At 56.0% G+C, this 14,332-nt stretch carries 11 protein-coding genes and 1 tRNA gene; 6 read left to right on the top strand and 6 right to left on the bottom strand.

What is annotated here, in order from left to right:
• Together CAUR_RS13775 and CAUR_RS13770 are read right to left on the bottom strand one after the other, a co-directional pair.
• Nucleotides 1-1,515: a ComEC/Rec2 family competence protein gene (locus CAUR_RS13775; protein WP_012258481.1), complete on the bottom strand. Its 1,515-nt coding sequence runs from the start codon at nt 1,513-1,515 to the stop codon at nt 1-3.
• Nucleotides 1,516-1,598: 83 nt separating this feature from the next.
• Entirely contained in the window at nt 1,599-2,069 is a 471-nt protein-coding gene (locus CAUR_RS13770; protein ID WP_012258480.1) for a MarR family winged helix-turn-helix transcriptional regulator, read from the bottom strand.
• 161 nt (nt 2,070-2,230) lie between these two features.
• Here CAUR_RS13770 and cfa point away from each other — a divergent pair, with 161 nt between their 5' ends.
• The gene (gene cfa / locus CAUR_RS13765) at nt 2,231-3,415 is read left to right on the top strand and encodes a cyclopropane fatty acyl phospholipid synthase (RefSeq protein WP_012258479.1); all 1,185 of its coding nucleotides are present in this window, start codon (nt 2,231-2,233) and stop codon (nt 3,413-3,415) included.
• 50 nt (nt 3,416-3,465) lie between these two features.
• Here the strand turns inward: cfa and CAUR_RS13760 are convergent, their stop codons facing one another.
• Nucleotides 3,466-3,975 carry a GNAT family N-acetyltransferase gene (locus tag CAUR_RS13760; RefSeq protein WP_012258478.1) on the bottom strand — a complete coding sequence of 170 codons (510 nt, stop codon included), beginning with the start codon at nt 3,973-3,975 and terminating at the stop codon, nt 3,466-3,468.
• Nucleotides 3,976-4,009: 34 nt separating this feature from the next.
• Here CAUR_RS13760 and CAUR_RS13755 point away from each other — a divergent pair.
• The 3 genes from CAUR_RS13755 (at nt 4,010) to CAUR_RS13745 (ending at nt 5,550) form a co-directional block, all read left to right on the top strand.
• Nucleotides 4,010-4,084: transfer RNA gene (locus CAUR_RS13755), tRNA-Met, on the top strand.
• A 543-nt stretch (nt 4,085-4,627) separates the two neighbouring features.
• Nucleotides 4,628-5,074: a DUF4395 domain-containing protein gene (locus CAUR_RS13750; RefSeq protein WP_012258477.1), complete on the top strand. Its 447-nt coding sequence runs from the start codon at nt 4,628-4,630 to the stop codon at nt 5,072-5,074.
• Between the two features lie 20 nt (nt 5,075-5,094).
• A complete protein-coding gene (locus tag CAUR_RS13745; protein WP_012258476.1) occupies nt 5,095-5,550 on the top strand; it encodes a peroxiredoxin family protein in 456 nt (151 codons plus the stop codon).
• A gap of 48 nt (nt 5,551-5,598) precedes the next feature.
• Here the strand turns inward: CAUR_RS13745 and CAUR_RS13740 are convergent, their stop codons facing one another.
• From CAUR_RS13740 to mcr, 3 genes are all read right to left on the bottom strand, one after another.
• Complete coding sequence (locus CAUR_RS13740) at nt 5,599-7,044, bottom strand: aminotransferase family protein (RefSeq protein WP_012258475.1); 1,446 nt, start codon at nt 7,042-7,044, stop codon at nt 5,599-5,601.
• Nucleotides 7,045-7,375: 331 nt separating this feature from the next.
• Nucleotides 7,376-8,080: a PIG-L deacetylase family protein gene (locus CAUR_RS13735; RefSeq protein WP_012258474.1), complete on the bottom strand. Its 705-nt coding sequence runs from the start codon at nt 8,078-8,080 to the stop codon at nt 7,376-7,378.
• 140 nt (nt 8,081-8,220) lie between these two features.
• Entirely contained in the window at nt 8,221-11,880 is a 3,660-nt protein-coding gene (gene mcr, locus CAUR_RS13730) for a malonyl CoA reductase subunit Mcr (RefSeq protein WP_012258473.1), read from the bottom strand.
• A gap of 374 nt (nt 11,881-12,254) precedes the next feature.
• Here mcr and CAUR_RS13725 point away from each other — a divergent pair, with 374 nt between their 5' ends.
• Together CAUR_RS13725 and CAUR_RS13720 are read left to right on the top strand one after the other, a co-directional pair.
• Nucleotides 12,255-12,575 carry a hypothetical protein gene (locus CAUR_RS13725; protein WP_015909260.1) on the top strand — a complete coding sequence of 107 codons (321 nt, stop codon included), beginning with the start codon at nt 12,255-12,257 and terminating at the stop codon, nt 12,573-12,575.
• 397 nt (nt 12,576-12,972) lie between these two features.
• Entirely contained in the window at nt 12,973-14,313 is a 1,341-nt protein-coding gene (locus CAUR_RS13720) for a cytochrome P450 (RefSeq protein WP_012258472.1), read from the top strand.
• The last annotated feature ends 19 nt before the right edge of the window (nt 14,314-14,332 follow it).

Genomic DNA, 14,332 nt, shown 5'->3' with positions numbered 1-14,332 from the left:
TCAGTCCACGGATGATCTGACAGCCGCAGCATTTACCTGCCCATCATCTCGTACCCATCGCCACCAGACACTGGCAATCACGACATACATAACGACTAATAGCCAGAGTGGAAACACCGGGAGTCGGACAACGGCCCACGCCGGCTCTGCCAGCAACATCGCAACGCTGTTGATCCAGCTTAGCGGGAGCCAGGCACACAGCGCCAGCCACTGACCCAACGGTAGCCAGACCAGACCACCGAGAAGGGCACAACCACCGAGTAACATGGCAAAAGGAACAACCGGTACGATCACAATATTGGCCAGCGGAGCGATGAGGGAGAGATTCCCGAAGTGGTAGAGCATCAGCGGCAGGGTCAAGACCTGGGCAGCCAGGGTTGCACCGAGTGCCTCGCGCATCGCATCTACCACCGGATGAGGGGGCCAGCGTACCGTATCCAGCCAGTGATCAACCGGCTTGCCAAATGCGAACAGACTGGCCGTAGCCAGCGCCGATAACTGGAAGCCTAAATCCCACAGTGTTTGCGGATTGATCAGGGTTAACAGCCAGCATGCAGCCAGCAACAGGCGCCAGGGTTCACTCTGCCGCTCGGCGGTGCGGGCCAAAAGCGCAAGACTCGCCATCATTGCCGCCCGTATAACGGCTGCTGAAGCACCGGTGAAACCGGCATATATCCACATGATTGCCAGACTCAGCCAGAAGGCGGGCCAGGGCGGCAGGCGCAACAATCGGGCCAGGGCTGCCAGCGCTGCTGCGGCAATGCTGAAATTCCAGCCTGAAACAACCAGAATATGCGATGTTCCGGTCGCTGCGAAAGCCGTGCGGGTGGTTTCTGGTAACCCGGCCTGAATACCGAGCAAAATCCCAATTGTCAGCGCTGCCTGGGGTTCGGGTAAGAGGCGCAAGATAATCTGCCGACAATGTTCACGGAACTGACTGATCTGTTTTATCCCCCAATTCGTGACCGGCTTGTCGAGTTGCCGGATCACTGTGGGCCGATGCATGAGCACGAAGATATTGCGCCGCGCCAGGTAGACCCGGTAGTCAAATTCCCCTACCCGCTGTGCAGTAGCCGGCCTGCTCAGATCTCCTTCCAGCCAGAGCCGGTCGCCTGGATAATATGGCGGATAGGGCGGTACCCGCACCAGAACCCGCCCTTCCGTCATAACGAACCGTTCGGAGGTGCGGGTATGGGTAACTTCGACAACAAGTTGCTGACCCCGATCATCACGGCGGGGTTCCTCTGCTACATAGCCAACCAGAGTGAGACGGTTAGTATCAGCCCAACGCTCAATATGCTGCGGGCCGATCAGGGGTTGAGCAACATGAAAACGAACACCTCCCAACGCGCAGCACAGCACCGAGAGGGCCAGCCAGCGTTGAGAGCTGCGGTCAAACGGTAACCCCACCAGCGCCACGGTAGCCACAATCAGCCACCAGGGCAACGGAACATTGAACGAACCTGCCAGGCCAATCCCGACCAGCCAACCGATTGCGAGTCGAATCAGATTCATCGCTTTGCCTGTTGTCAAAAACGCGGTACTATAAAAGATACCGTTCAGACCCAGGCAAAGGTGCGCACGATGTATGGCAAATATTATGACTCAGCTTCAACAGTCTGCTGGGCGGCCAGATCGGCGGCCAATCCATCACGCAGCTTGAGCAGTAGTCGTGTTAACTGCTCCTGTTCCTGCTCATCGAGCAAGCCCATCCGGCGCTCGACAGCCGCATTGTGCATTGCCAGCGCCTCGGCACGCACTGCGGCTCCGCGTGGCGTCAGGATCAGCCGCTGTGCCCGCCGATCATCAGGATCGGGATTGCGCTTGACCAAACCGTCGCGTTCGAGGCGATCCACCAACCGCGTAATGGTGCTCTTAACACAGAGCAGTTTGGCGCCAACATCAGTCAGTCGTTGCCCCTGCTCAAGGTCTAACTGGAGCAACAAATTAAACTCGAGCGGGGTCAAATTGACGTGTGACAATGCTCGCCGGTCGCCATCGTCAAGCAGCACGTACACGTCATGGATAAGCTGATGTGGCAAATGTGAACGAGCTTCGTGTTGTTTCATAATAGTAAACCTGCACATGTGCAACCGTTTTCTTTGCAAGCAGTATACTGCTCTTTTGAGGGGGTGACAAGTGATGAAATAGTATTTTAGGTGAATATGCGGCAAGCAAGGTTATGAAGTGTGTTCAATTGTTTTGCAAAACTTGGACAGGAGGATCACATATGGCAAAACATGGACTGGCTTCAATAACAACGACTCCGCAAACCCCTCGATCAACGAACGACGGACTGCACAAACTGGCGCGATCATACGCGCTCAAACTGCTTGCTGCTGCCGGCATTACGGTCAATGGCACGCAACCGTGGGACATTCAGGTTCATGATGAACGGTTATATCTGCGCTGCCTGCTCCATGGCTCACTAGGGTTGGGCGAAGCGTACATGGATGGCTGGTGGGACTGTGAGGCAATTGATGAGTGTATTCGTCGTCTGTTGAGTGTGCAGGCACCCCAGACAATCGGCTGGCTGGCACGCATCCCGCTCTGGTTTGACAGTCGGTTTATAAATCGGCAGCGTGGCAAAGGTGCGTTCGTGATTGGAGAGCACCACTACGATATTGGCAACGATCTCTACGAGGCGATGCTTGATCGGCGTATGATTTACAGTTGTGCCTACTGGGATAGTGGGGCGCGCACGCTCGATGAAGCACAGGAGGCCAAACTCGACCTGATTGCCCGTAAACTCGACCTGCAGCCGGGGCTGCGCGTGCTCGACATTGGCTGTGGTTGGGGCGGTACTGCGCAGTATCTGGCTGAGCGTTATGGGGTACATGTAGTCGGCATCACCGTGTCAAAAGAACAGGCCGCGCTGGCGAGTGAACGATGTCGCGGTTTGCCGGTTGAGATCAGGTTGGAAGATTACCGGCAGACACGCGGAACGTTTGATCGCATCATTTCCGTTGGCATGTTCGAGCATGTTGGCTACCGTAACTATCGCACCTTTATGCAGGTCGCGCGGCGCTGTCTGGCTGATGATGGCTTACTTCTGCTGCACACGATTGGCACCAACGTGGCATACCAGGGCCGTGATGCCTGGATCGAGCGCTACATCTTCCCCAACTCGATGTTGCCCTCGCCGCGATTACTCACAGCGGCATTCGAGGGTCTCTTTGTGCTGGAAGACTGGCATAACTTCGGGATCAACTACGTGACTACGCTCAAAGCATGGCACGCCAATTTCGAGCGGGCATGGCCACAATTGTCTGCCCGTTACAACGAGCGCTTCTACCGGATGTGGCGTCTCTATCTGCTGATGAGCGCCGGTAGCTTTATGGCACGGGCCAGCCAGCTCTGGCAACTGGTGCTGTCACCACGAGGAGTGGCCGGTGGTTACCGTTCGGTGCGGTAGGTGAATGGAAGGAACAGCTCTATTCGCTAAAGTGGCTGGCAACGCAGAGACTACTCACCATTCGTAGCTCTGTCTGCCAGCCGCCGTTCCATAAAGACCGTATCGGCGATAGGTGTCGGATAGTACGGTGCACAGCGCATAAAACCGAGCGACTCGTAAAGGTGAATTGCACTGTGCATTGAAGGAAGGGTATCAAGACGCATATATTCGTAGCCAATGGTAGATGCTTCATTGAGCATGTATCTTGTCAGGTATCGCCCTAATCCCAAGTGGCGAAACGCCGGTCGCACATAGAGGCGTTTTAGCTCACAGATGGTATCGCTCAGTGGACGTAGCGCTACACAGCCGGCTGCGGTCTCATCAACCATAGCCAGCAGCAGCCGTCCGCGCGGTGGAGCATAAGCACCGGGAAGGCTTGCCAGTTCGGTGTCAAAACCTTGATACGCTAAGTCGATTGGCAATCCGGCGGCATACTCGCGGAAGAGGTCACGAATGAGGGCGAGTTGAGCCGGGGTTTCGGCATGCACAACAACACTTTGTAGCGAAAAACCTCTTGACATAGGCATTCTACCCTGCTATAGTATTAAATGCTGGCGCGGCGTGGAGCAGTGGCAGCTCGTCGGGCTCATAACCCGAAGGTCGCAGGTTCGAATCCTGCCGCCGCTACCAAAAGAGCGACAGAACCCACAAGTTCTGTCGCTTTATTATATGTTGAGGGTCGATTTTTTCAAGGCCGATCACAGGTGCTCTCCCCTTACAGTACCCGTATCCGTGCACACACTGTACCACAGTGGTCGCTGTACAGCATATTCTCCAGACACACAGTGATACACGTGGCACGTGATGTGGCGTGCGGAATAAAGTGTCTGCCTCCATCGTACAGGGATAGTGCAGGCAATTCCTCAGTCGTTCCTGAGCGATTCCTGTCATGACCGTAGTCCGTTCTTGTCCATACCGTTCAGGACTACCTGGTGGTCGTAAAGCCTTTTCACGATGGCGAAGACAACTTCCATACCGTTATCGTGCTGGGCAACGCAATAGGGGTTGGTCTGGAAGCCGTTTTCTCCTTTCATGATTTCACAGCCTGTATCGGTCTCCAAAGTCATGACCCAATCAAAGATATGTTCTGTTATCAATAATCTTGACAAAATCTATCGTTTTATGTAAGATTAATGACAGGTATCTTGAAAAAATTGCGCAAGGAAGTCAACAATGTCTGCGAAAGCATTTTCTTCACCACCTGCTCTCTTCGACCGCACTGCCCTGCGCTTTAACCAGGCGGCGATCATCGTGCTTGTTCTAACAGCCTTCGTTACCAATCAACACTGGTTGGTTGCGTTCGTTGCGGTTGTCCTTGCTCTTGGTGTGATCCATCCTGCGCTGGCATTGTTCCAGCGTCTATACCGCGACATCCTGCGCCCCCTGGGCTGGTTACGTCCTGACCTGCACGAGGAAGATGCAGCACCTCACCGCTTTGCGCAAGGTGTTGGGGCTGGTGTACTGCTGCTGGCTACGTTGAGCCTGTGGTTAGGGGCAGAGGTTATCGGCTGGAGCCTGGCGCTGCTGGTCGTTGTGCTGGCGGCAGTGAATCTGATCTTCGGTTTCTGCGCCGGATGCTTTATCTTCTTTCAGTTGCGGCGATTGGGTGTTCTGAAGTAGATGACCGGTGAGGTATTTGAGTGCTGGTTGAACGGCTGTTGATCATTGGGGTTGTGACGCTCGCGGTACTGCTGGTGTGGGCAGGGGTACGTTACTGGCAGGCACGCACGGTACGATCCCTCGCTCAGAAGTCTCCCTTCGTCGGGTTGGTGCCGACGGGGAAGCCGGCAGTGGTTGCTTTTACCACACCTGGTTGTCGCGAGTGTCATTTCCGGCAAGCACCGGCGCTGGCGAGGCTGGCCGGTGCTGTCAACGATCAGGTCACTCAGGTCACTATCTGTACCTTGCAGGCTGCGGACTATCCGCAGCTCGTGACGCAACTGGGTATTCTCACTGCGCCGGCGACTGTGGTGCTTGATGCCCGTGGTGTGGTACGCCACATCAATTTGGGGTTTGTGGATACGCCGGTATTGTTGCAGCAGGTCGGACTATTAACGCGAGAGGTTGGCATCCGGCAGACAACGGTTGCCGGATGAAAGAAGGTGCGATGCATGTGACGATGCATCGCACCTTTCTTGCTCTTTTTAATCAGCCGCCACCGCTGTCGGTGGTTCTACCGGTGTTGTGACGTTGAGCGAGATGACGGTTGGGACGCTTCCCAGTCGACGACCGAGGGCATGGACGGCCTCGGCGACGATGCTGACACAGCGATCAGCTTCTTCGCGGGTGAGGATCAACGGCGGCGCCAGTTGGATCACCGGTTCGAGTCGATCATCGGCCCGGCAAATCAGACCACGCTGCTTCAATTGATCACTCAGCCAGATCATCAGCCGCTCCTCGGCCAGTGACTCGCGGGTGACCCGGTCACGTACCAGCTCGACAGCCATAAACATGCCCATCCCCCGCACCTCACCCACGTTGGGGTGATTGCCAACGGCAGCGGTTAGCTCTTGCATCAGGTAGGCTCCCATTTCGCGCGACCGCTCCAGCAGATGTTCCCGTTCGATAATGTCCAGGTTGGCGAGTGCTGCCGCACAACTGGCAGCGTGCCCACCAAAGGTGATTCCGTGCATAAACTTATCTGCTTCATTATCGGAAACGAAGACATCGGCGAGCGTGTCACAGACAATGGCCGCACCGAGCGGAGCGTAGCCGCTGGTGATGCCTTTGGCGCAGGTGATGATGTCGGGCCTGACCCCCATCGCTGTTGAACCAAACCAATCACCAACCCGGCCAAAACCGCAGATCACTTCATCAACAATCATGACGATCCCGTAGTGATCGCAGATCTGGCGAATGCGTTGTAGATAGCCGGGAGGCGAGACAATTGCACCGCCACTATTTTGCACCGGTTCCATAATAATGGCGGCAATTGTTTCAGGGCCTTCAAACTCGATCAGACGCTCGACTTCATCGACACAGACACCACGGCAGCCACTGTGAGTGGCGCAATAGTCGCAGCGAAAACGATAGGGGAGGGGCGCATGGCGTGCCCCCGGTACCAGCGGGCCAAAACCGTTACGGATGGAGGTGACACCGTTGACCGATAGCGCACCCATTGAGGTGCCGTGATAGCTCACGCGACGGGCAATAATCTTGGTGCGGTCGGCAAACCCGCGCCGCCGCTGGTACGCTTTGGCCAGCTTCAATGCAGTCTCCACTGCATCTGAACCCCCGGTGGTCAGAAATACTCGCGAGCGGGGGCCGGTGGGACTGATTGAAGCCAGGCGCGCCGATATGTCAATTAAAGGCAGACTGGGGAAGCTGAAAGGACTGACGTAAGCAATCTCGCTCAGTTGCGCACTGATCGCCTCGATGATTTCACGGCGACCATAACCGACATTGACTGTAAACAGACCGGACAGACCATCGATGTACTCGTTACCGTCTTGATCCCATACGCGCGACCCTTCACCTCGGACCAGTATTGTGGGCCGCGCGTCGGTACTGGAGAAGTGGCCCATTTGGAAGAAATGTAACCAGACATTATCACTGAGGGCCTGACGTCGATTGTTCGTAATGGTACTCATATAGATTCCTGACTACGTCCGCAACCGTGGCCTCTAACGCGCCGAATGCGCGACTGCGACACCGCAGCAGGTAAGAGAGAGAGACCACATCGTAGGCACATGCCCCGACCCTGGCGCGGACACGAAGAACAGGGCGACACGCCGGATGAGGTACCCGGTGTGACCGAGATGCGCACGGCCCTGACACATGCGCACCTCACGCATATCAATCTGCCAATGTCATTCCTTTCTAGCCGGTTATCCCGGCACTAATAACCAAAAACCGGCGCGTACACCAAACCATCCGGGAACAGCGTAAACGCTGCCCGTTCCAGAGGGTTCGTGTCGCGGGTTAATTATCGACCAGGCGAATGACCCGGAACGTCTCGGCGTAGGCAACGCCGATCTTCGTGCCGTTCTCGGCGTCCCACGTGCGCACCCAATCAGCCACCTCGGGGCCAAGCTGCGAGCGGTGGCAGAGCAGACTCTCAATCTTCTGCTCAATCCGATCACTTATATCGAGGTAGAGATCAGGGGCACTGGGAAACATCAGATAGAGTTCACGCACTTTGTGCGGTTCGTAGCCTTCGGCAAGGAGTTCCGGGAAGATGGGGCGCGTTTCAGCGCTGGGGAAAACGGCGTAGAGCGCCGCTTCACCGGCTGCACGATGATCGGGATGATTAATGTAGGTGTTGCCGGCAAAGACGAGTGTTGGGTCCTGGCAGAGAACCCGGAATGGTCGTACTTCACGGATCAGGCGAGTTAGCTCTCGCCTCAGATCGAGGGTTGGCTGCAAGATGCCGTCGCGGTAGCCAAGGAAACGGACATCGTGCACACCGAGGACTGCTGCGGCAGCACGCTGCTCTTCTTGACGGCGAGCGACCAGGGTTGCCAGATTGGCACCTGGTTCATTTGAGCCAGCCGAACCATCGGTTACGATGCAATACGTAACAGGATGCCCGGCTGCTGCCCACTTGGCGATAGTACCGGCAGCAGCAAACTCAATATCATCAGCATGTGCAGCGATAACCAGAATTGGTTCTTGTTGGACGTGCATACAGCCTCCTGTTTCTAGTCTACACGAAGACGTGGGGGTTTGTCTAGGGGGGGCCGGAAATATGATAGAGACGTCGCATTGCAACGTCTCTATCGTTCTCTTACTATGCTGGTTTGGTAGTGGTTCCTGTGGCGTAGAATTTACACGGTAATCGCCCGTCCGCGATGAATCCGCCCGGCGTAACGGGTATCGGCTTCAGGCGGGAGTGGTGCAGTGACCAGCAAGACTGCCTCGATAAAACGTTCCAGTTCTTGTTGACGCTCGTGCGGATCACGCGGCTCTTCGGCACGCGCACGCCGGGTCAGATCGACTTGATTGATCAGAATGCGCTGAGCAGTTCTTTCGCTCTCGACACCAATCGTAGCCGTAAAAGCGTGAAGGGTCGTTTTGATGAAGTTAGCCAGAGCAAATTGCTCGGTAGTTGAGGTAGCCGTAGTTTCGGGAGTGACCAGCGCGAGACTGGCACCATCACTCAGGGCAATCTTGCGCGCTACCCGGAAATGGTGGGTGAGCTGGTGTTCGCACAACTCGGCAAATTCAGCCTCACTCAACACTGTGCTCCAGTCACTGTCTTTACGCCCGACCAGTGGTACCGTCGGCAGTGGCCGGAAGGGGGTACAGACGACCGGCCCTGGGCGACCGTAGCGAGTGATAGCCTGGTCGATAGCGGCTTCGATCTGATCACCGGCCACAATAGTCATCAGCCGACCAGCCTCGACGTGATCGTGGAGCAAGCGACGCATTGTCTCTGCCCCGGTTTCTGTCTCAACAATCATCACTACCTGACGTGCCCCGTAACGTTCGAGGTACGCACGGGCAAGCAGGTTAAGGTGTTCAGTCAGATGTTCACCTATCAGATAGACCGTGCTTCCGACCAGCTCCGCCAGCCGTTCCGGTGAGGGCAAGCCGAAGAGTTCGCCACCGGTAGGGGTGCGTTCGTAACGCAAACCACCTGATGGGTGGAATGTCTCACCACTGACATTGCGGTCGGCAAGGTAATAGACGGTGGCCATTGCGACATCAAACTCAGTCGGCATCCGTTGCAGGTAGAGCATCCCCATGATGCCGTCACGAACCTTGCGAGCCTCGCGATCAATCTGGGCTCGGGTGAAGAAGGGATCGGGCGGGTTTGGCAGGTTTGCAAAGATGTCGGCAGGCAACACATAGCCACCATTATGCAAACGAGCCAGCAATTTAGCGGCAATTGAACGGTTCAGCAGCGCACTGCTTGATGATGCCGCCGGATCGCCTTCGCTGCGAAAACGTCGTGCCAGTTCACGCAACGCGGTAGGTGCTGCGGGATTCTGCTCTAGTGCGGCCACATCATTGGGTAAGAGCAGTTCAACCAGTTCGTGCATAGATCGCTCATCGGTGCGCGCAGCCGCGATAAGAGCAGCGTGAAGCTCATTCAGCCGCTTGTTCTCCAAAATCAGCCGCGCCCGACGGGCAAAGAGGCCGGGACGTTCACCGGTACCGCGCAAGCGATCACCTTCGACCGGACCCGGCGCAATGGCATTGATCTGTATCTCCGGGCCAAGGAAGCGCGCAAAGACTTCGGCCATTGCCCGCTGACCAGCCTTCGAGACGGCGTAATCGGCACGGTTGGGGTAGGGAATGGCCGCATCTTTTTCACCGCCAAAGTATGATGAGACGTTAAGGATGTAACCGCTACCCTGTTTTTTCATCAACGGCGCCAGTTTGCGCATCAACGAGTAGTTGCTGATCAGATTGGCGAAGAGGGTATGGCGCCATCCCTCAACTGGCATATCGATAACCATCTCTTCGACACCGGCGATCCCGGCGTTGTTGATCAGATAATCGACGGTGCCAAAAGCTGACAGGGTACGTTCAACAAGATCCGCAAGCTGCGCTTCGCTACTCACATCGCAGCCCGGTGCAATGTGGACGCGATCTTCGACATCGGTATACCCCACCTCAGCCAGCTCAGATTGGATCATCGCCTGCATCTGTTCGAGCTTATGCCGATCACGGGCTGCCAGCATCACGCGCGCGCCACTCAAAGCCAGGAGGCGCCCGATCTGCCCACCAATACCGGCGCTGCCACCGGTAATCAAGGCAACTTTCCCCAAATGCAACCCGATCAGGCTTTCCGCCCATCCGACCGATGCACTGCGTGCGCCGGTGGTGGCGCTAATGTTGGCAGGGATGTTGAGGGTAATCTCATTGATATGGCGTTGACTATGGAGCAATTGAGCTGTCCAGGCACAGGCAAATTCTAACCCTTCAAGGCTGCGGTTAGCGAAGCGCACAATCTGATTGGCCCATACCGGCGGCAGCACATGATCACCGGCGGCGCTGGCACGCTGATAGTCAAGTTCAGCCTCGTGACGCCACACACGAATGAGCTGACCGATAGCGGCACTTTGAATGCGTCCGTAAACATTCCCATTTTGATCGGCACCGTTCGAGAGAAAAATGACACGCGGCCCACGCGCACGTGCGCCGGGGGTAAGCCGTTGCGACTGCCAGTAACGGGCCAGGCGACTGGCAATCACAATTGTCCCGGTGATTTCATCGGCCAGAAAATTCAGCACCCGCTCATCATCAACCTCAATCACGCACGGTGCCGGTTCGTGACTGGTAGCAGGCAGAATCACCGCTGCATGAATCCCGCCGGTATTCTCGCCGGCCCAATCGAAGACAGCGTCAATTGTTGCCGGATCGCGTGGATCGAGTGGCAAGGCAATGGGAGGCGTAAAGTCTGCGCCGGCCAGCCGCCGACTCTCATTGACTGCCTGCTCGAACTGGGCCAGCGCCGCAGCCGAACGGAAGCCGATGATCACTTCACTCCCACAGGTACGCAACATACCGGTGAGCGCCATCACCTCTTCAATCTGGTCGCCGGCGCAGATGAGCGTCGTGCGGCCACTGGCATCAATCGTGCGCAGATCAGTACGGGCCAGCAGGCTGGTCTCACTGCAGGCCGGCAACTCCATTCCGTGCGTAACCTCAATCGTCTCACCGGAGAGAGCGGCGGATTCGGCACTGGCCAGAAAGACAGCGGCGTCTGCCACATCACCGACGGAGGGGAACCGACGTTCAAGCGCGCCCTGGTCGTTGGCACGACACAATCGCATGGTGTTCAAAAAATGGTGCGCTGTGTCGCCTTCGGGCCGCCCCTTGAGCTGATCCATACGCTGGAACACTGTACGGATGCGATCACTTTCAATCGGGCCGGGAAAGATCGTATTAACGCGGATGCCACGTGCACCTAACTCACGCGCAGCAAGTTGAGATAGAGCATTAAGAGCAGCTTTAGGGGTGACATACGGAATCCGCCCGTAGTACTCAGCCCGTGAAAAGATGGTCGAGACATTGATGACCGCACTTCCTACCGGCATATGAGGTGCCGCAATACGCATCAGATGCCATCCCATACCAAGTAAATTGGCGATGCTGGCATGAAGCGTCTCTTCGGCGCCAGGGCCTAATTCAGCTTCAGTGAGTGGAATCTCGGCCAGACGACGCTGGGCACCGGCACTTCCTGCATTGTTGACCAGAATGTCGATCTGGCCGTGACGGGCCACAATCGCTTCGATACCGGCACGTACCGCGACCGGATCACTCCCATCCATGACTTCGAGATCGATGCGCTTTGCCGGCACTCCTGCCTCTGCCTGCATCCGTTCGGCCAGTGCGGTCAACTTCGCCCGATTCCGTCCACTAATAATGACCGTCGCTCCCTCTGCGAGAAAGCGACGTGTCAATTCACTGCCGATATTGCCGGCGCCACCGGTAATTAACGCAATCTTTCCTGCCAGTCGTCCTGTTCCGCTCATGGACTCCCCCGTCGCCATCGCTGTTCTGTTATGCAATTAGTTGAAGAATTATCGATAGGTATAGTATACCATGATGTTGTTCCAAATTTCACGGATGGTTAAGAATGTATGACTGTTGATATGGCTTAAGTGATTTTTTGACAACCGTGATAGAAAGCGGTTGCCAATGGCATGCGCGTGCATACTTCTGTGAGCATGGACATCGCTGCGATCGGCGTATTGGTGGTAAATGATGTTGCCGTTTCATACCTTTTTGTCATTACAAGTATTCGTTCAAGTTATCTTTATCACTCAAAGACAGCCTTACTCCAGACAGTTCAGGAACGGACAGAACATATAAGCAAACACACCGTCTACCTCATCAGGACGCCTCAATGCAGACTGCTGTGCTTCCCTTTCTCGCAGTGCAGGAGAGGCTATATCAAATCTTGATTGGCACTTATTTCATAAAAGCCGTACTGTCGTGCTATCGGACTGTCGCACAGGTGCATGAACGCTTGCCAATCACCAACAACAGTAATCCTGCTCTCAGGCTGCCGGTATGGAAGCGAGGAGGGCTGACGACCATCGTCAGTGCCATCTCGTTGGATTGGGGGCCTTACCTGTCTGTCATGCGCGTGGCGCAGCGTGTGGAGTGCGGCAGCCACGCTGCCGCGCCAGCCGTGCTCACGATCCGGCACCTGGCCCGCCATTGACCCGGCTGGTTACAAGGATGCGGGGTGTGTTCGTCACGATCATCACGATCATGAAGTCGGTCGTCAATGAATGAGATAACTTTGTAATAGATGTTTTTTGAAGCAGGTTCGAGTCACTCCGCACCGCCAATGTCCTAACGCAGCACGTTGGAATATTGGTTACGGTGATAGTTTGTTCAACAGCGAAGCTACCTGTCTGGGATTAAGAGAGTGGCCCAGCCAATTGCGCCTATCTGCATAAGCATGGCTGGTAACGCGAGGTCGCATCACAACCTCGCCATCGTGGTGTAGACTGCATGGTCTCTGAAGAACAATTAACGTTTTACTAACGTCATTATCGTATGCTGATACTCGTGCTATGATACCGGCAATACCTGTTTTGATCGGAGATACAGCCATGATCCGCTTTCCTTCCCCAGTTGCAATTCGCAACCTACAGCAATTGCGTCGCGAACCGCTGACGCTACTGGAGGAACTGGCTGCTCGCGGCGATGTGGTGCCATTTCGGGTTGGGCCGCAAATGATGGTGCTGGTGAACCATCCTGATCTCATCCGGGAGGTGCTGGTGACACAGCATCGCTCCTTTGTCAAGGGGCGTGTGCTGGAACGGGCAAAGCGCCTGCTCGGTGAGGGATTGCTGACCAGTGAGGGTGAGTTACATCTGCGCCAGCGACGCCTGATGCAGCCGGCTTTTCACCGCCAGCGGATTGCCGCTTACGGCGATGCAATGGTCGCGGTGGCCGAGGCGCGCAGTGCGCGCTGGCAAGATGGGCTGGTGCTCGATGTCAGCCGCGAATTCATGGCGATTACATTGCAGATTGTTGGGATAACCCTCTTCTCGGCTGATACGGAAGCCGATGCCGATGAGGTGTTTGCGGCAATGCATGATCTGGTTGCTATGTTCGATCTGGCGGTATTACCGTTTGCCGACTGGCTGTTTGCCTTGCCGTTACCACCTGTGCGCCGCTTTCAGGCTGTGAAAGCCCGCCTCGATGCCATCATATACCGGTTGATTGCCCAGCGCCGCGCCAATCCGGTTGATCGTGGCGATCTGCTCTCGATGTTGCTGACCGCTGTGGATCATGAGGGTGATGGCTACCGGATGACCGATACCCAACTGCGTGATGAGCTGTTGACGATCTTTCTTGCCGGACACGAGACCACCGCAAACGCTTTGACCTGGGCGCTCTACTTGTTAGCGCAATATCCATCTCTTGCCGCACACCTGGCCGCCGAACTGGATACTGTGCTTGGTGGACGGAAACCGACTGTCGCCGATCTGCCGAAGCTGACCTATACCTCATGGTTTTTTGCCGAAGCCCTGCGTCTCTATCCTCCGGCGTGGCTCATCGGGCGGCGGGCAATTGCACCGGTGACACTCGGTGATGTGCGGATTGCGCCTGATACCATCGTTCTGTTGAGTCCATGGCTGATGCACCACGATCCCCGGTTCTTCCATGAACCGTACCATTGTGATCCCCTCCGCCACACGCCGGAAGCCCAGGCTCAGCGACCAAAATTTGCCTTCTTCCCCTTCGGTGGTGGGCCGCGCACCTGTATCGGCGAACCGTTTGCCTGGATGGAGGGTATTCTCGTGCTGGCAACGCTGGCGCAACGCTGGCAATTTCTGCCGGTCGCCGATCATCCGGTCGTCCTCCAGACCGGTATTACCCTCCGTCCACGGTACGGCATGCAATTACAGCTCAGAGAACGTCGAACAGTTTTGGGTGCAGCGTGATACAATATTTATGAACGAT

Source organism: Chloroflexus aurantiacus J-10-fl (assembly GCF_000018865.1).
Classification (GTDB): Bacteria; Chloroflexota; Chloroflexia; order Chloroflexales; family Chloroflexaceae; genus Chloroflexus; species Chloroflexus aurantiacus.
The sequence above is the reverse complement of the archived record's forward strand: the minus strand, read 5'-3'. Positions and strand labels throughout refer to the sequence as shown.